The sequence below is a fragment of the Polynucleobacter sp. AP-RePozz3-80-G7 genome (genome assembly GCF_018882145.1).
Classification (GTDB): Bacteria; Pseudomonadota; Gammaproteobacteria; order Burkholderiales; family Burkholderiaceae; genus Polynucleobacter.
On the sequence record NZ_JACVPC010000001.1, the window covers coordinates 700,975 to 717,261 of the forward strand.

At 44.8% G+C, this 16,287-nt stretch carries 18 protein-coding genes; 11 read left to right on the plus strand and 7 right to left on the minus strand.

The genetic code is table 11. The features are described from left to right. The first annotated feature begins 5 nt into the window (after window positions 1-5). From ICE90_RS03860 to ICE90_RS03870, 3 genes are read left to right on the plus strand one after another with little or no spacing between them, the layout of a single operon-like run. Window positions 6-617 (plus strand): fumarate hydratase C-terminal domain-containing protein, encoded by a 612-nt coding sequence (locus ICE90_RS03860; RefSeq protein WP_216190994.1) that lies wholly within the window; start codon window positions 6-8, stop codon window positions 615-617. After that, the gene (locus ICE90_RS03865; RefSeq protein WP_216190995.1) at window positions 614-2,335 is read left to right on the plus strand and encodes an L-aspartate oxidase; all 1,722 of its coding nucleotides are present in this window, start codon (window positions 614-616) and stop codon (window positions 2,333-2,335) included. The genes ICE90_RS03860 and ICE90_RS03865 overlap by 4 nt, the downstream gene beginning before the upstream one ends. Window positions 2,336-2,375: 40 nt before the next feature. Continuing rightward, the gene (locus tag ICE90_RS03870; RefSeq protein WP_216190996.1) at window positions 2,376-3,086 is read left to right on the plus strand and encodes a sulfite exporter TauE/SafE family protein; all 711 of its coding nucleotides are present in this window, start codon (window positions 2,376-2,378) and stop codon (window positions 3,084-3,086) included. Between the two features lie 50 nt (window positions 3,087-3,136). On the opposite strand, the gene ICE90_RS03875 is transcribed toward ICE90_RS03870, so the two are convergent. After that, window positions 3,137-4,123, minus strand: coding sequence for a tripartite tricarboxylate transporter substrate binding protein (locus tag ICE90_RS03875; protein WP_216190998.1), 987 nt, complete (start codon window positions 4,121-4,123; stop codon window positions 3,137-3,139). Window positions 4,124-4,326: 203 nt separating this feature from the next. Here ICE90_RS03875 and ICE90_RS03880 point away from each other — a divergent pair, with 203 nt between their 5' ends. The 6 genes from ICE90_RS03880 to ICE90_RS03905 are packed head-to-tail and all read left to right on the plus strand — an operon-like array spanning window position 4,327 to window position 9,609. Then, window positions 4,327-5,256: a hydroxyacid dehydrogenase gene (locus ICE90_RS03880; protein ID WP_216191000.1), complete on the plus strand. Its 930-nt coding sequence runs from the start codon at window positions 4,327-4,329 to the stop codon at window positions 5,254-5,256. 1 nt (window position 5,257) lies between these two features. Then, on the plus strand, window positions 5,258-6,265 hold the full coding sequence (locus ICE90_RS03885; protein WP_216191002.1) for an Ldh family oxidoreductase: 1,008 nt from the start codon (window positions 5,258-5,260) through the stop codon (window positions 6,263-6,265). A 33-nt stretch (window positions 6,266-6,298) separates the two neighbouring features. Next, the gene (locus ICE90_RS03890) at window positions 6,299-6,580 is read left to right on the plus strand and encodes a flagellar biosynthesis protein FlgA (RefSeq protein ID WP_215321663.1); all 282 of its coding nucleotides are present in this window, start codon (window positions 6,299-6,301) and stop codon (window positions 6,578-6,580) included. Window positions 6,581-6,621: 41 nt separating this feature from the next. After that, on the plus strand, window positions 6,622-7,794 hold the full coding sequence (locus tag ICE90_RS03895; RefSeq protein WP_216863823.1) for a UxaA family hydrolase: 1,173 nt from the start codon (window positions 6,622-6,624) through the stop codon (window positions 7,792-7,794). A 10-nt stretch (window positions 7,795-7,804) separates the two neighbouring features. After that, window positions 7,805-8,524 (plus strand): GntR family transcriptional regulator, encoded by a 720-nt coding sequence (locus tag ICE90_RS03900; RefSeq protein ID WP_216191004.1) that lies wholly within the window; start codon window positions 7,805-7,807, stop codon window positions 8,522-8,524. Between the two features lie 14 nt (window positions 8,525-8,538). After that, the gene (locus ICE90_RS03905) at window positions 8,539-9,609 is read left to right on the plus strand and encodes a YeiH family protein (protein ID WP_216191005.1); all 1,071 of its coding nucleotides are present in this window, start codon (window positions 8,539-8,541) and stop codon (window positions 9,607-9,609) included. A 10-nt stretch (window positions 9,610-9,619) separates the two neighbouring features. Here the strand turns inward: ICE90_RS03905 and ICE90_RS03910 are convergent, their stop codons facing one another. The 6 genes from ICE90_RS03910 to ICE90_RS03935 all read right to left on the minus strand — a co-directional run bounded on the left by ICE90_RS03910 (window position 9,620) and on the right by ICE90_RS03935 (window position 14,519). After that, window positions 9,620-10,963, minus strand: a complete 1,344-nt coding sequence (locus tag ICE90_RS03910) for a sulfate adenylyltransferase subunit 1 (RefSeq protein ID WP_216191006.1) — start codon at window positions 10,961-10,963, stop codon at window positions 9,620-9,622. Beyond that, window positions 10,963-11,886, minus strand: coding sequence for a sulfate adenylyltransferase subunit CysD (gene cysD, locus ICE90_RS03915; RefSeq protein ID WP_216191007.1), 924 nt, complete (start codon window positions 11,884-11,886; stop codon window positions 10,963-10,965). The genes ICE90_RS03910 and cysD overlap by 1 nt, the downstream gene beginning before the upstream one ends. Before the next feature lie 41 nt (window positions 11,887-11,927). Further along, window positions 11,928-12,656 carry a phosphoadenylyl-sulfate reductase gene (locus tag ICE90_RS03920; protein WP_216191008.1) on the minus strand — a complete coding sequence of 243 codons (729 nt, stop codon included), beginning with the start codon at window positions 12,654-12,656 and terminating at the stop codon, window positions 11,928-11,930. After that, window positions 12,653-13,447: a sulfite exporter TauE/SafE family protein gene (locus tag ICE90_RS03925; RefSeq protein ID WP_216191009.1), complete on the minus strand. Its 795-nt coding sequence runs from the start codon at window positions 13,445-13,447 to the stop codon at window positions 12,653-12,655. The genes ICE90_RS03920 and ICE90_RS03925 overlap by 4 nt, the downstream gene beginning before the upstream one ends. Before the next feature lie 18 nt (window positions 13,448-13,465). Then, complete coding sequence (locus ICE90_RS03930) at window positions 13,466-13,630, minus strand: hypothetical protein (protein ID WP_192846858.1); 165 nt, start codon at window positions 13,628-13,630, stop codon at window positions 13,466-13,468. Window positions 13,631-13,742: 112 nt separating this feature from the next. Beyond that, window positions 13,743-14,519 (minus strand): ferredoxin--NADP reductase, encoded by a 777-nt coding sequence (locus tag ICE90_RS03935; protein WP_215359491.1) that lies wholly within the window; start codon window positions 14,517-14,519, stop codon window positions 13,743-13,745. A 168-nt stretch (window positions 14,520-14,687) separates the two neighbouring features. Between ICE90_RS03935 and ICE90_RS03940 the strand changes: the two genes are divergently transcribed. After that, window positions 14,688-15,170: a disulfide bond formation protein B gene (locus ICE90_RS03940; protein ID WP_216191010.1), complete on the plus strand. Its 483-nt coding sequence runs from the start codon at window positions 14,688-14,690 to the stop codon at window positions 15,168-15,170. A gap of 109 nt (window positions 15,171-15,279) precedes the next feature. Continuing rightward, on the plus strand, window positions 15,280-16,251 hold the full coding sequence (gene cysK, locus ICE90_RS03945) for a cysteine synthase A (RefSeq protein WP_216191011.1): 972 nt from the start codon (window positions 15,280-15,282) through the stop codon (window positions 16,249-16,251). Window positions 16,252-16,287 lie beyond the last annotated feature (36 nt).

The window sequence follows — 16,287 nt, forward strand, 5'->3', positions numbered from 1 at the left end:
GACGGATGGCACATTACAACCTAGCAACACCCGTAAGTGAAGAAGATATTCGCAAACTTCGCATTAACGATACCGTGACTTTGCAAACTACTTTATTTGGCATTCGCGATGCGACTCAGATCCATATGTTTGACCATGATCGTAAAACGCGATTTGATTTGAATGGCCATGCAGTTATTCATACAGCTCCAAATGTTCGTAAGGTGCCGGTAAGTGATAAGTTTCCTGCGGGATATGAGCCTATCTGCATTGGCACGACTACATCGGATCGTATGGAGCGCTTTACTCTTCCATTGATGACTCAAAACGGTGTGCGCATGATTGTGGGCAAAGGCGGTATGCGCGAGGGCTCGGCAGAGGCATTTAAAGAGTTAGGCGGTGTTTACTTGGCTATTATTGGTGGCACTGCGGCCCTGGAGACAACCTGGATCGAGCAGATTGAAGATGTGGATATGGATGATCTCAATCCAGAGTCTTTATGGCGCTTCAGGATTAAGGATTTTGGTCCATTGCTGGTGGCAATGGATAGTCATGGTGGAAGTATCTATCAAGAAGTAAAAAGTGATGTTGCCAACAAAAAAGAAGCGGTGCTAAAAAGTCTTGGGATTACTTCATGAACACGATCCCAATAATAGATACCGATATTTTGATTTTGGGGTCAGGAGGCGCCGGCCTCTTTGCGGCTTTGCACGCACATCAGGCGAACCCTAGTTTAAATATCACGATTGCAGTTAAAGGATTATTAGGAAAGTGTGGCTGTACTCGGATGGTGCAGGGTGGTTACAACGTGGCTCTGGCAAAAGGTGATTCTGTTGAGCGACATTTTATGGATACGATTGAGGGCGGTAAATGGCTCTCCGATCAAGATCTAGCCTGGACGCTAGTTAGCAAAGCGGTTGAGCGTATTCACGAACTAGAAAATGAATTAGGTTGCTTTTTTGACCGCAATCCTGACGGCACAGTTCATCAAAAAGCGTTTGCTGGTCAAACTTTTGACCGCACTGTTCATAAGGGTGACCTAACGGGCATTGAGATTATCAATCGTCTCGCCGAACAAGTTTGGTCTCGCGGAATCAATCGACTTGAAGAGCATCGCGCGATTGAGTTGATTCATAGTCAAGATGGAAAATCACTTGCAGGTGTATTGATGCTTGATATGCAGACGGGTAAGTTTGTATTAGTGCGCGCTAAGGCTGTACTGCTTGCAACTGGGGGTGGTCCAACCATGTATAAGTACCACACACCGTCTGGCGATAAGAGTTGCGATGGTTTAGCCATGGCATTACGGGCCGGCCTAACATTGCGTGATATGGAGATGGTCCAGTTTCATCCTACCGGTTTATTGGCGGGGCCTGGCACTCGGATGACGGGAACAGTGCTAGAAGAAGGTTTGCGTGGCGCTGGTGGGTATTTATTGAATGGTAATCAAGAGCGCTTTATGGGCAATTACGATCCACGTAATGAGCGCGCTACCAGAGATATTGTTTCTCGATCGATTAATTCGGAAATTCGCGCAGGGCGCGCTACTCCGAATGGTGGTGTTTATATTCAAATGAGCCATTTAGGCCCCGATAATGTACGTAAGCAATTTAAAGGTATGGTTGAGCGTTGCGCTGATAGTGGATTTGATCTTGCAAATGATTTGGTAGAGGTTGTCCCAACTGCGCATTACATGATCGGCGGCTTAGTTTTCAGGAAAGATTGCAGCACGGATCTTCCGGGTCTATTTGCAGCCGGTGAAGATACAGGTGGCGTACATGGCGCCAACCGCTTGGGCGGTAATGGTGTTGCTAATTCAACAGTATTTGGCGGAATTGCAGGGGAGGCAATGGCTCATTGGGTTTCCTCTCAACAGCTAAGCGCCTGTAATATGGATGAGGTCGCGGCAAGTATTGAGGCGCATGAAGCACCATTGAAAAAAGCGGCTGGTGATATTGAAGCAGTCCGCGAGGCGCTTGCAGAATGTATGTGGGATGACGTTGGTATTTCGAGAACAAAAGATTGCTTATTACGCGCACGTCAAACCTTAAAGCAGTTGGCTGCCCAGTTAAATCAAATGGGTGTGGGCGACATTCAGCGGGAATATAGCAATACTTGGCAAGATTGGATGAATTTACAAAACCTGATTTTGGTGAGTCAGGCTGTCACTGAGGCAGCTATTGCTAGGGAGAATTCTAGAGGCGCTCATTATCGGGATGACTTTCCAGAGCCAGGATCACTTGAAGACTCCTATTTCACTGCAGTTAATTTCAACTGCCAAGAGTTAAAGATTGAAAATCGTCCTGTTCAATTTACGATGATTAAGCCGGGTCAAACTATCTTAGTCGAGGCTTAATATTTTTGATCTGATCGACCCCATCCAGTTTGGAATAGCGATGCTGGTGATTTTTGTTGCATATTTCATTTTTGGCATCTCAGGATTCGGGTCATCAATCATTTCTGTACCACTACTGGTTCAGATATTTCCATTAAAAACAGTGGTCCCAATGATGGTCATTATTGATATCTGCGCCTCTTTATATGTCGGCAGAAAATCATCTCAAGATGCCAATCTCAAGGAGCTTAAATGGCTGTTCCCATTTAGCCTAATTGGCATGGTTCTAGGAATTTATTTGTTGGTCAAAGCACCAAGTGAGCCGCTATTAATCACATTAGGTTGCTTTGCTGCGATTAATGGAGCTCGGGTCCTGTGGCAGAGAAATTCAGAAATGCATGAGCCAATTAATAAATGGTGGGCGGCACCATTTGGATTTTTTGGAGGCACCTTTACAGCATTATTTGCCACGGGTGGTCCGATCTACGTTTCTTATCTAGGCTTACGGATCAATGATCCTAAGGCATTACGCGCTACCATGGCGTTTGCAATCTTCATGTTGACATTTTTGCGTCTGACTTTAATGTTGGTGACCGGTTTGATTCTAAGTTGGCCGGTTGTTGGTTTGGCAATTTGTCTCATGCCTGCAACTTTTCTTGGCATTTGGTTGGGGACCCATGTTCATACTAAATTGAGTAACGCTGCTATGAGGGTGGCTTATGGATCAATTCTAATTTTTGCTGGAACGATGCTGTTGACTCGTCAGCTTTAAAACAAAAAAGCGAAGTTTTTGACTTCGCTTTTTTGGGATGGTGCAATATCTTATTGGGCACTAATATTTCTGCCCTTAATCACTTTCTCCCAGGCCACTGATTCGGCTTTCACTTGGGATTCAAATTCCTTCTGATTATTGACTACTGCAGTGAGTCCGTTTAAATCTAAGCTAGTTCGTAATGCTTCTGAATTTACGGCTTTAACAGTGGCTGCATAAATCTTATCGGTGATTACTTTTGGGGTGTTTGCTGGAGCAACCAATCCAAACCAGCCAGTAGATTCATATCCAGGTATACCCGATTCAGCGACAGTGGGAACATCAGGCAATTGTTTGGAACGCTTTAAGCTGGTGACTGCCAAAGGTTTAATTTGAGCGGCCTTCGCAAAACCTGCTGCTGCTGTTAGGTTGCCCACCATAAAGTCAATCTGACCAGCAACCAGATCATTCAGTGCTGCTGATTCGCCCTTATAAGGCACGTGTGTAGCAGGAATTCCTGCTGTGTAGGTAAAGTTTTCCTCGGCCATATGAACCTGGCTGCCAATACCTGCTGAGCCAAAGTTCAGATCTTTAGTTTTGGCATAAGCAATGAATTCAGCGACATTCTTTACGGGAATCTTATTGCTAACGGATAAGAGCATGGGTCCACTTGCTACGTTGGTAATGTAGACAAAGTCCTTGGCATAGTTAACCGGCAATTTCTTATAGAGCGATGGATTTACCGTAAGCATGCTGCCCGAAGCAAGCATGATGGTATATCCGTCAGCAGATGACTGAGCAACATATTCAGCCGCTATATTTCCACCAGCGCCAGGCTTATTTTCAACAATGACGTTTTGACCAAGATCTTTTGTCAGTTGCTGAGCTAGTAGGCGCCCGAGTATATCGGTAGTACCTCCAGCAGCAAAAGGAATGACAAGTTTTATGGGTTTTGTTGGCCAGTTTTGCGCATTCGCCAAAGGTGAGGCTAGCAGTGCTAGTGAGCCTGCAATTAATAGAAATTTTTTCCCTAGCTTGCTGATATCTTGCTTAAACATGCTTACTATCTCCGATGGTAATTTGATCTCAATATCTTATCTGCATATGCATCTAAAAAATGGTGCGATCTCTATTTGTTAGTTATAAGCTTATGTATTTCTAGTGTCTCCTCCAGCCATTGCCTGATGCAATCTTATTCATAATCGCACTACACAATAATTGGGGTCTTGCAAGATATCTAAATCATCTATATGATTTAGATATGTCATCTATTTTGATCTCCGAGTTCATCACAAGTCAAGCCCTAGAAACCCTGCGTTCTAAACATGCAGTGGTTTATGAGCCAGAGCTATATAAAGACCGTCCAGCCCTTATTGCTGCACTGCAAAATATCGAGGGGTTGATTGTTCGCAACCTTACCCAGGTGAATGAAGAGATTTTGGCTGGCGCGCCACACTTGAAGGTAGTGGGTCGACTCGGTGTCGGTCTTGAAAATATTGAATTGCCTGCTTGTGCCAAACGCAATATCAAGGTTATTCCTGCGACAGGTGCCAATGCTGAGTCTGTAGCTGAGTACGTTGTAGGTGCTGCGGTTGCATTAACTAGAGGGTTTATTCCGGCAACAATTTCAACTTTGAATAGCGAGTGGCCTCGCCCACGTTTCTCTAGTTACCATGAGTTTTTGGGTAAGACTATTGGGATCGTTGGTTTTGGAAGCATAGGCAGAGTGGTGGCTAAAAAAGCACATGCTTTTGGCTTGCAGTGTCTTGCTTATGACCCAATGCTATCTGGAGAATCTGTTGAGCTTGATGGGTTCACAGTACCTTTGCTCTCTTTACAAGAGCTGCTTGCAAAAAGTGATGCGGTCACTTTGCATCTTCCATTTCTGCCAGAAACAAAGAACTTATTTAATGCTTCAATTCTCGATCAAATGAAGTCCGGTGCATGCCTGGTTAATACTGCGCGTGGTGGCATTGTTGATGAGAAGGCGCTTGCAGAACGCTTGCGCTCTGGGCGTCTAGGTGGAGCAGCGATTGATGTGTTTGAGAGTGAACCGGCTAAAGATTTAAGTCACTTTGCTGGAATTGAAAATCTCATTCTTACCCCTCATATTGCAGGCGTGACTCATGAGAGTAATGAGCGCGTTAGTCAAATGATTGCTGATGAAGTTAATCAGTTTTTAGGAGCATAAGATGAATTTGTCTTATCAAAAGATGGTTGAGCTAGCCTCATCTGGATTGCAGGCAGCGGGCATTGGAGAAAAAGCAGCCTTTGAGACTGCGCAATTTCTAGCTCTAGCTGAGCTTGACGGATTGGCTTCTCATGGACTGGCGCGTGTTTCTCAGTATGCTGGGCATGCTAAAAATGGTCGAATTGAGTTATCACCAAAAGTGAAGGTGCGACCTTATAAGGCATCTGCTGCATTGGTGGATGCGTGTGATGGTCTCGCATTTCCGGCGTTACGATTTGCTACTGACTTATCTGTGAATTTAGCCTCTAAGACTGGAGTGGGCCTTGTTGCCGTTACCAACAGCCATCACTTTGGGGTTGCTGGGCACTTTGCTGAAGCAGCAGCGCGCGCTGGTTATATCTCTTTACTGTTTGGCAATACGCCAGCAGCTATGCCAATGGTTGGTGGCAGCAAAGCGCTATTTGGTACTAACCCATTGGCGGCAGCATTTCCGGTTGTTAAGCATGACCCGTTAGTAATTGATATGTCGCTCTCCGCAGTGGCTCGAGGCAAATTGTTGGTTGCCGCTAAAAAAGGTGAATCTATTCCAGAAGGCTGGGCATTAACTGCTGAAGGCAAACCAACGACTGATCCAAATGAGGGGCTCAAGGGATTGATGGTTCCTTTAGGCGGTGATAAAGGTGCCTTGCTCGCGTTAATTATTGAGTTGCTAGTGGTTGGTCTATCCGGAAGCCGTTTTTCCTACGAGGCAGATTCCTTTTTTGATGCTAAAGGTAATCGTCCGCGTATCGGCCAACTTTTGCTAACTATTGATCCAGGCTTGGCAGGTAGTCAGGTATTTGTAAAGAAGATGCAAGAGCTTTTAAAAACCATGGCATCCGATTCGGGAACCCGTGTTCCAGGGCAAAGACGTTTTAAACAGCGAGCCTCAGGCTTTAAAGAGGGTGTGAATGTTTCTGATGTAGTCGTAGAAGAAATTCGGGCTGGCATCCGCCAGTCATGGAGTTAGCAGTCAATCAATGGGATTAATGAGGAGAAGATAATGATCCATTTTGTCGTGCATGAGCCAGGAGATGGCGTAGGTGTAGTGGTTGTTGAAGGCGTAAAAGCTGGAGACGATTTAATTGGTTGGGTGATGGACGGAGATTTAACGCTCAATATGAAATCTGAGAGTGATATTCCAATCGGTCACAAAATCTCATTAAATGAATTTAAGTCAGGCGATACGGTGATGAAGTATGGCGTGGACATCGGCAAGGTTGTAGCTCCCATTAAAAAAGGCGAGCACCTTCATGTCCAAAACGTAAAAACTAAGCGCTGGTAATCCAGACTCTTATTCACCCATTCATTTAGAAAGAAAACAAGATGATTAATTTGAAAGACGCGAGCTTCATGGGTTACCGCCGTGAAAATGGCCGCATGGGAATTCGTAATCACGTATTAATTTTGCCTTTAGATGATTTGTCCAATGCAGCTTGCGAAGCTGTGGCAAACAACATCAAAGGAACTCAGGCTATTCCTCACTCATATGGACGCCTGCAGTTTGGTGCCGACTTGGATCTACACTTTCGCACCTTGATTGGTACGGGTTCTAATCCAAACGTAGCCGCTGTAGTGGTAATCGGTATTGAACCACAATGGACAAAAATTGTAGTGGATGGCATTAAAGCTTCCGGTAAGCCAGTTGAAGGTTTCTGGATTGAAGGTAATGGCGATACAGCTACGATTGCTTCTGCTAGCAAAGTTGCATACCAAATGATGAAGCATGCCTCTAAGCAAAAGCGGGTTAAAGCACCTTTATCTGAATTATGGGTATCCACCAAGTGCGGTGAGTCTGATACAACATCTGGTTGCGGTGCTAACCCAACCGTTGGTGATGCATTTGACAAGCTCTATGGCATTGGTTCTACCTTGGTTTTCGGTGAGACTACAGAGTTAACAGGTGGCGAGCATTTGGTTGAAGCACGTTGCCGCACTCCAGAAGTAAAGAAAAAGTTCCGCGAAATGTTTGATCGTTATCAGGATGTTATTGAGCGTCATAAAACAAGCGACTTATCTGACTCACAGCCAACTAAAGGCAATATTGCCGGTGGATTGACTACGATTGAAGAAAAAGCCTTGGGCAATATTCAGAAGATCGGTAAGAAATGTATCGTTGATAGCGTCCTAGATAAGGGTGAAGAGCCTAAGATCCCGGGTTTGCACTTTATGGATTCCTCATCAGCTGCTGCTGAAATGGTGACCTTGTGTGCTGCCGCTGGATTTGCTGCTCACTTCTTCCCAACAGGGCAGGGCAACGTGATCGGTAATGCAATTCTTCCCGTGATTAAGATTTGCGCTAATCCGAAAACAGTTCGTACGATGGGTGAGCACATTGACGTTGATGTGTCTGGACTCTTGCGTCGTGAAGAGAATATGGATGATGCTGGTAATAAACTATTAGAGTGCCTTGTACGTACGGCTGATGGTGAATTAACTGCTTCCGAGATTCTCGGGCACCGTGAATTCGTATTAACTCGTTTATACGAATCAGCATAAGTATTAAAGTATGAAGTCCCTGACCGCTTATCAAGAGGTAAAGCAAAAGATCACCGAGGATCTGGTCAGGGGTCGATACCCTATGGGGCAGGCCTTGCCTGCTGAAAAGGATCTATCTAAAGAATTAGATGTATCTATAGGAACCCTGCGTAAAGCGGTGGACGAGTTAGTTGCTGAAGGTATTGTGGTTCGTCGCCAAGGCAGGGGTACCTATGTTGCTGAGCATGATCTCAAGCGTTTGTTGTATTACTTTTTCCACGTTGTAAAACATGATGCCGATAAAAAGAGTCACCCCAGGGTTGATCTTGTTTCTTTAACGAGTGCTATTGCAAATAAAGAAGAGGCTAGTAAGCTTGCAATTAAGGAAGGTGCAGCAGTATGGCGTCTAGTCAATTGCCTTTACTTAGAAAATAAATGTGTGATGATTGACCAGATCACATTAGATAAGAAACGCTTTCAGAAGCTCACACGGGCTGATTACATCAATCGTGAGGGAAGTATCTATCAGCTGTATCAAATGAAATATGGACAGACCGTAGTTCGTAGTAGCGAACGTTTAAGAGCGGGGCTTGCAAGCAAGCAACATGCTGAGTGGCTTGGCATAAAGTCCAACTCTCCTGTATTGGTGATCCGTAGAGTTGCGCTTGGTATCCAGGATGATCCTATTGAATGGCGAGTATCCACCCTGAATACTGATCAACATGAGTATTTCAGTGAGTTGATTGCATAGATACCACCTCAGTAATGTCATTTATTAAAAATATCCCAGGAATATTATTCGCAACCATAGTTGCCTTGGTGGCTATAGAAATGTCTAGTAGGTACCCTGCTTTGGGAAGAAATGGCTTAAGTATTCTTACTTTAGCTATTTTGATTGGCATTGCAATTGGCAATATGCCAATTTATAAATTTTTGATTTCTTATTGCGGTTCTGGAATTAATTTTTCCAAGCAAAAAGTGCTGCGCTTAGGGATTATTTTGTATGGTTTCAGACTAACATTCCAAGATATTGGTGATGTCGGCATTGGCGGCATTGTGATTGATGCGGTCATGCTGACATCCACATTCATCTTGGCGGTATATCTGGGTGTGAAATATTTCAAACTAGACCGAGATACTTCGATTTTGATTGGTGCGGGTAGTTCAATTTGTGGTGCGGCCGCCATCTTAGCGACTGAACCTATTCTGAAGGCAAGCAATGAACGGGTTGCCGTTGCAATTTCTACCATTGTGATTTTTGGAACTATTTCTATTTTTATTTATCCAATAATTTATTCTTACGCTTTACTTCATTATCCCGAGTATTGCAGCCCAGAAAAATTTGGCATCTATATTGGCTCCACTATTCATGAGGTTGCTCAGGTAGTCGCAACAGCAGGTGCAATTGGTGATGATGTCACTAATACAGCTGTAATTGCCAAAATGGTGCGAGTCATGATGTTGGCACCATTTTTAATTGGCGTTTCAGCCTTTTTATCGTTTTCTGAAAAGACAGGAAAAACCTCTGCGACTGGAAATGCGACCAGTGGCGATACAAAAAAGTCTATCGGTAAATTTTTCCCAGTATTTGCAATCTTCTTTTTGATTGCTATTGGGATTAATTCAACGGGCTACATCAGCCAAAATGTCCGTACTGGCCTTATCTATCTAGATAATTTTTTATTGGCATTAGCTATGGGTGCCCTTGGTTTGACAACCCATCTTTCCGCAATAGCCAAGGCAGGAACAAGGCCATTGAAGTTGGCTGCCATTCTATTCCTGTGGCTAGTGCTTGGTGGAGCGATAATTAATATTACAGTCAGTAAGTACCTGTAAATCGATCGGTTTACTGAGGTGCTACCTCACGAATCATGCCTGCCGCAACTGTATGGTTAGTGGCCTCATCAATTAAGATAAAGGCTCCAGTACGCTGAGATTGATCAAATAGGTCCGCAACTATTGGCTTTTGCAAAATAAAATCAATACGGCCAATCTCGTTGGTAGATAGTGTTTGTACATCCCTTGCTTGAGATAAGGTTTGCACGTCTAGAACCTGTTGAATATTCTTTACTTTCGCACCAACAGTATTAGTGGTGTGACGTAAAGCATATTTACGACTCAATGAAAGTGGCTCGCTATCTAACCAGCATAAATCAGCAGAAAGTTGCTTACTTAGTACCGGCGGGTGATTATCTTCGGCGCTAATAAATAAAGAGCCGCGAGACACATCAATATCTTCAGATAATTGAATGGCTACCGCTTGACCTGTTTCGGCAGAATCCACCGCATTATTGCCATTAGCTTGCTTGCTACTGGAGCGATTGCCTAAATAAATCTCGGTAACAGTCGCTTCAGACCCGCTTGGCAGAACTTTAATCTTTTGGCCCTTGCGGATAGTGCCAGACTCGATTTCGCCAAGGTAGCCACGGAAGTCATCAGAAGCACTGCCATCTTGACGTGCAACGTACTGAACTGGGAGGCGGAGTGCTAACTTTTCAGACTCGGGGCTAGTATCCAAACTCTCTAGCCACTCCAAAAGGGTGGGTCCTTTATACCAAGGTGTATTTTTGCTGGCAGTAACGACGTTGGCGCCAAGTAATGCGGAGATTGGAATCAAGGTTGACTTAGGTAGACCAATTTTCTGGGTGAGATCTTCAATGGAAGTCTTGATGGTATTGAATACTTTTTCATCAAACTCATATAAGTCCATCTTATTGACGGCAAATACCACATGACGTAGTCCCAATAAATGCACAATCGCTGCATGACGTTTAGTCTGCGCCAATAAAGTAGCTGGAGTGGTATTGAGATCAACACGTGTTGCATCAACCAAAATGACGGCAACATCAGATTGAGATGCACCAGTCACTAAGTTACGAGTGTATTGCTCGTGACCTGGAGCATCAGCAACAATGAACTTACGCTTTGGGGTAGAGAAGTAGCGATAAGCCACATCAATAGTGATGCCTTGCTCACGCTCAGCCTCTAGGCCATCCGTTAGCAATGCTAGATCAACGCCTGCATCAGATGAGGTGACGCGTGCATGCTTAGTCTTTGAAAGAGATTCCAGTTGATCCACCAAAATAGATTTAGTGTCATAAAGCAGGCGCCCAATCAGGGTACTTTTTCCATCATCTACGCTACCAGCGGTAATGAAGCGAACAACGTTTTGATTTTGATTGGTAGTCATCAGAAGTAACCTTCTTTCTTGCGGCGCTCCATGGAGGCCTCATTGGTTTGATCGTCCATGCGGGTTGCGCCACGCTCAGTGACTTCAGTAATGGCAGTTTCGGCAATGATCTCCAGTGGGGTGGCTGCAGTGCTCAACACGGGGCAGGTGCAACTAATATCACCTACGGTGCGAAAACGTACATTTAGTATTTCGCCGATGTCACCGGCTGCTTTTGGCGTTACATCAGTTACCGGAACTAATAAATTATTTTTCTTCACCACTTCACGTTTGTGTGTGTAGTAGATGCTTGGAAGTTCTAATTTCTCGCGAGAAATGTATTGCCAGATATCGAGCTCAGTCCAGTTGGAGATTGGGAACACGCGCATGTTCTCGCCTTTGGCGATACGGGCGTTATAGAGTTTCCAGAGTTCAGGGCGTTGTGCCTTAGGGTCCCATTGCCCGAATTCATCGCGGAAGGAGAAGATGCGCTCTTTAGCGCGGGCTTTTTCTTCATCACGGCGGGCGCCGCCCATCAGGGCATCGAATTCATATTCAGCAATAGCCTCGAGTAGGGTTACGGCTTGCGCAGCATTACGTGAGTCAGTTTCTTTGCGCAGGCGAACAGTTCCTTTTTTGATGGAGTCTTCAACGTGACCAACAATCAGCTTTACACCAGTCTTTTCCACTACAGCATCACGATAGGCGATCACTTCAGGATAGTTGTGACCGGTGTCAATGTGCAAAATTGGAAATGGCAGCTTTACAGGGCGATCGCCAAATTGAAATGCCTTGCGCGCTAAGTGGAACATCACGATAGAGTCTTTGCCGCCAGAGAACAGCATAGCTGGATTAGCGCACTGCGCCACTACTTCGCGGATGATGTAGATCGATTCGGCTTCAAGCCAATCTAAGTGATCATCAAGTAATTTTTGTTCTGACATTCTGTAAGTTGTTTCTACTAAGTTTTGATATTGAATTTGAACTATTTGTTGACGTGCAAACCGCACTCTTTGCTATCGCTTTGCAACCACCACCAGCGACCAGCGCGGATGTCTTCACCCTTCTTTACCTGACGGGTGCAAGGCTCGCAGCCAATGCTGGGGTAGCCCTTAAGGTGCAATGGGTGAATAGGAACGTTTTCTTGTTTGATGTAAGTCCAAATGTCTGCCTCAGTCCAATCAAATAAAGGATTGAACTTTGCGATGCCTCTGGCATCATCTAGTTCCTCTAAATTCAGTTCAGTGCGCGTAGTCGATTGCTCACGTCTTTGGCCAGTTAGCCATGCATCAGCGCCAAGGAGTGCAGCATTTAGTGGCTTGATCTTGCGAGCACTACAACATGCTTTCTTGGGTTCTTCGCCTTCGTAAAAACCATTCATCCCATATTGATCAATAAAAGCTTGAACATCGCTTTCTTGTGGGCACACCTTTTCAATAGCTATGCCGTAGTGATCTTCTGTAGTTTTGACCATATCAACAGTTTCTTGATGCAGGCGTCCAGTCGCTAAAGTAAATAGCTTGATCTTGGCCTGTGCTTTGTTAATTGCATCTGTAATCACCATGTCTTCTGCCGCCAAGCTAGTGGCAAAGCGTACATCAGCAAAGCGTTTAGAAATATCCACTAGGCGCCACTTTAAAACAGCAGATTTTTCAGCAAGCTCAGCTGGTTGAAGTGCGCCTGTTGGAATCGCCCAAAATTCTGGTGTAATCACGAGCAAACCAATTTAATACCAACTAAAAAAAGTGTAGTTGCAAGCGTTGCCCTGGTAATTCGCTCTGACAAAATGCTGGAGAGTTTTGCGCCTAACCAAATTGCTGGGACAGACCCAATTAATAGCCCAAAGAGTAAGACAAAATGTACGTTACCAAGCCACCAGTGGCCAATGCCTGCCAAAGCTGTAAGTGGTACAGCGTATGCAATGTCTGTTCCTGCAACTTGTGAAGGCTTAAGGTGTGGGTAAAGTAAGAGGATGAGTGTTGCGCCAATAGCGCCGGCTCCAATGGAGGAAATAGTTACGAGTACTCCAATGACAGCGCCCACAATAATAGTAGCCAGTTTTAGGCGTGACCCAGTTGGTAGGAATGCTGGATTATCCTGTGCCCATTTCAAAAGCTTGGTTCTAAACAGTAGTGAAACAGCCGTTAAAAGAACTGAAATACCGATAGAAAGGCTGATGAAATGGTTGAAATTTTTTGAGACAGGCCCTATCAACTTCAACACAAGAATTGAAATTACTGCAGTAGTGATGCTTCCAATACAAAGGAGGCGAACAATATCCCAACGCACATTGCCATGTAATCTATGTGCAGCCGTTCCAAAACCCTTGGTAATCGCTGCAAAGGCTAGATCCGTTCCAACCGCTGTTGTTGGCGCTACACCAAAAATAATGGTTAGTAGTGGCGTCATCAGTGAGCCACCACCAACACCAGTCATACCGACCAGTAGGCCAACAAGTGCGCCGGAAATAATAAAGTGAGACGAGTCCAAGAAGAATTGCAGCATTATCTGTTTCCGTTCAGCTTAAGCAAAGGACTGCTCAAACTCTTCGAGCTTGATGGCATTCATAAGGAATAGAATTTGACGCTGAAAGCTTTTGCGCTCGGAGACCTTCTCATGGGGGAGGCGGTCATGTTCACGCAATAATTGGGTAATTACAGGGTTGTAATGCTCTCGGACGGGTGACATTGCATTTCCTTGGTAAATATCTCGTTAGAGACAATGTACCAAGGGGTCTATATATCCACAAGGAATATATAGCGATATCTAAATAACTTCTAGATATATAGAGGTGACTTTATTACTTCTCTACGAACGCACGTTCAAAGACGTAGTCACCCATCTGGCCAAGGCTTGGGGAAACTTTGAAGCCCTTGGCGTCCAACATTTCAGAGGTTTCTTTGAGCATGGAAGGGCTGCCGCAAATCATGGCACGATCCACTGCTGGATCGAGAGGAGGCAAGCCAATATCTTTAAACAGTTGACCAGATTCAATTGCAGTCGTTAGGCGACCAGTGTGTTTGAATGCTTCACGCGTCACTGTTGGGTAATAGATTAGTTTTTCACGAATGAGTTCACCCAAGAATTCATCTTGAGTGAGTTCGTCACGGATGTAATCGGCATAAGCCAATTCGCTAACTAGACGAACACCATGAATGAGAACAACCTTCTCAAATTTTTCATAAGTTTCTGGATCGCGGATGATGCTCATAAATGGAGCTAAACCAGTACCAGTACTAAATAGGTAGAGATGCTTTCCTGGATTTAGATCATCCAATACCAAAGTGCCAACAGACTTTTCGCTTACTAGGATTGGATCTCCAACTTGAATCTTCTGGAGGCGCGATGTTAATGGACCATCTTGAACTTTAATACTCAAAAATTCTAAATGCTCTTCATAGTTCGGGCTGGCAACGCTATAGGCACGCACCAAAGGTTTGCCTTCAACCTCGAGACCAATCATCAAGAAGTGGCCGCTACGAAAGCGCAGACCCTTATTGCGGGTGGTGGTAAAACTAAAGAGGGTGTCGTTCCAATGGTGAACGGTAAGAACGGTTTCGGTGTTGTATGCGGCCATAAATGCGTATGAATTAGTAGATAGCAAAACGATAATTATCCCATTCTTGAGGCTCTAATTTGAGGTTAAACCCCCAAAAAATAGGACTCAGAAGTGATATAGATCAGACTTTTAGTAATAAAGCGCTAGTTTAAAGAGGTTCGGTAGCCTATTGACTATCATCTAGTAATGAAAAGAACTCCGTACCTAATCCTGTCTATTTTTAGTTTGAGCTTGGTTATATTTGCCGTCATCTTGCAGCAGGTTGGATACCAAAACGTCAGTTTTTTGCCCTGTCCTTTATGTGTTTTGCAGAGGGTTGGCTATCTTGGGGTCGCTATTTCATGCCTATTAGCAGCCGGCATTCCAATATTGAGAAAGTTATTTCATGGCTTAGCCATGCTTGCTGCGGGGTATGGTGTGGCGGTAGCTGGCCATCATGTATGGCTTTTATCTCACCCTGCCGAATCTTGTGGAATAGATCCCTTGGAGCTATGGATCAACCAGTTGCAGGTGGCTAATAAGCTGCCTTGGCTATTTAAGGCCGATGGATTGTGCTCTGCAAAGCTCCCGGCAATTCTTGGTCTGCAAGTTCCAGAGTGGTCTTTGGTTTGGTTCGCGATATTGCTGCTGGTTTTGCTAATCACCTTCTTTAAGAAGTCACAAGCTTAATATTCCATAGAATTATTAGTGCTTAACTAATAACTATGCCTTCTTTTACAAGTATTGTTTTAACACTTAAGATCTCTATCAAGCTCATTTTTTGTAACAAGGAATCCTGATGACTTACTTTACCGATAACTCCCAAACCATTGGCAAGACGCCGTTAGTTCGTTTAAATCGCGTAACCGATGGTGCTAAAGCAACTGTGCTTGCCAAAATTGAGGGTCGCAATCCGGCTTATTCGGTGAAGTGTCGTATCGGTGTGGCCATGATTAATGATGCGCAAGAACAAGGTATTTTGGGGCCTGGTAAAGAGTTGGTTGAGCCAACTAGCGGCAATACTGGCATTGCTTTGGCTTTTGTAGCGGCATCTCGCGGCATCCCTTTGACATTGACCATGCCGGAGACCATGAGTATTGAGCGCCGCAAGTTGCTTACGGCTTTGGGTGCCAAGATTGTCCTGACCGAAGGTCCTAAAGGCATGAATGGCGCGGTTGCTAAGGCTAAAGAGATTGCAGAGTCAGACCCCAAATACGTCTTACTACAGCAATTTAGTAATCCCTCGAATCCAGCGATTCATGAAAAGACCACTGGCCCAGAAATCTGGGAAGATACTGATGGCAAGATTGATGTGTTTGTAGCGGGTGTTGGAACTGGCGGAACAATCTCCGGTGTTGCCCGTTACATCAAGAACACTAAGAAGAAAAACATTGAGGTAGTCGCTGTTGAGCCAACCTCAAGCCCGGTTATCACGCAAAAACTGAATGGCGAAGAAATCAAGCCTGCCCCACACAAGATTCAGGGTATTGGTGCCGGCTTTATTCCAGAGAATCTGGATTTATCGGTGGTTGATAAAGTTGAGCAGGTGAGCAATGAAGAAGCTATTGAATTTGCCCGCCGTATTGCCAAAGAAGAGGGTATTTTGGTAGGCATCTCCTGCGGTGCTGCGGCTGCAGTGGCGGTTCGTTTGGCTAAGAAGCCTGAATACGCGGGTAAAACAATCGTGGTGGTGCTTCCAGATACAGCTGAGCGTTACTTAAGCTCTGCCTTATTCGAGGGAATGTTTGACGAAAAAGGCTTGCCTACCTAAGCGGCTCCCTCAATATTACTGTCGGTAGGCTCTTTA

Bases quoted from the DNA above. Each gene is read 5' to 3' on its own strand.
- cysD (WP_216191007.1), bottom strand. From the start codon at position 11,886: ATGTCAGAACAAAAATTACTTGATGATCACTTAGATTGGCTTGAAGCC.
- ICE90_RS03860 (WP_216190994.1), top strand. From the start codon at position 6: ATGGCACATTACAACCTAGCAACACCCGTAAGTGAAGAAGATATTCGC.
- ICE90_RS03880 (WP_216191000.1), top strand. From the start codon at position 4,327: ATGTCATCTATTTTGATCTCCGAGTTCATCACAAGTCAAGCCCTAGAA.
- ICE90_RS03865 (WP_216190995.1), top strand. From the start codon at position 614: ATGAACACGATCCCAATAATAGATACCGATATTTTGATTTTGGGGTCA.
- ICE90_RS03890 (WP_215321663.1), top strand. From the start codon at position 6,299: ATGATCCATTTTGTCGTGCATGAGCCAGGAGATGGCGTAGGTGTAGTG.
- ICE90_RS03875 (WP_216190998.1), bottom strand. From the start codon at position 4,123: ATGTTTAAGCAAGATATCAGCAAGCTAGGGAAAAAATTTCTATTAATT.
- ICE90_RS03870 (WP_216190996.1), top strand. From the start codon at position 2,376: ATGCTGGTGATTTTTGTTGCATATTTCATTTTTGGCATCTCAGGATTC.
- ICE90_RS03935 (WP_215359491.1), bottom strand. From the start codon at position 14,519: ATGGCCGCATACAACACCGAAACCGTTCTTACCGTTCACCATTGGAAC.
- ICE90_RS03930 (WP_192846858.1), bottom strand. From the start codon at position 13,630: ATGTCACCCGTCCGAGAGCATTACAACCCTGTAATTACCCAATTATTG.
- ICE90_RS03905 (WP_216191005.1), top strand. From the start codon at position 8,539: ATGTCATTTATTAAAAATATCCCAGGAATATTATTCGCAACCATAGTT.
- ICE90_RS03900 (WP_216191004.1), top strand. From the start codon at position 7,805: ATGAAGTCCCTGACCGCTTATCAAGAGGTAAAGCAAAAGATCACCGAG.
- ICE90_RS03895 (WP_216863823.1), top strand. From the start codon at position 6,622: ATGATTAATTTGAAAGACGCGAGCTTCATGGGTTACCGCCGTGAAAAT.
- ICE90_RS03885 (WP_216191002.1), top strand. From the start codon at position 5,258: ATGAATTTGTCTTATCAAAAGATGGTTGAGCTAGCCTCATCTGGATTG.
- cysK (WP_216191011.1), top strand. From the start codon at position 15,280: ATGACTTACTTTACCGATAACTCCCAAACCATTGGCAAGACGCCGTTA.
- ICE90_RS03910 (WP_216191006.1), bottom strand. From the start codon at position 10,963: ATGACTACCAATCAAAATCAAAACGTTGTTCGCTTCATTACCGCTGGT.
- ICE90_RS03940 (WP_216191010.1), top strand. From the start codon at position 14,688: ATGAAAAGAACTCCGTACCTAATCCTGTCTATTTTTAGTTTGAGCTTG.
- ICE90_RS03925 (WP_216191009.1), bottom strand. From the start codon at position 13,447: ATGCTGCAATTCTTCTTGGACTCGTCTCACTTTATTATTTCCGGCGCA.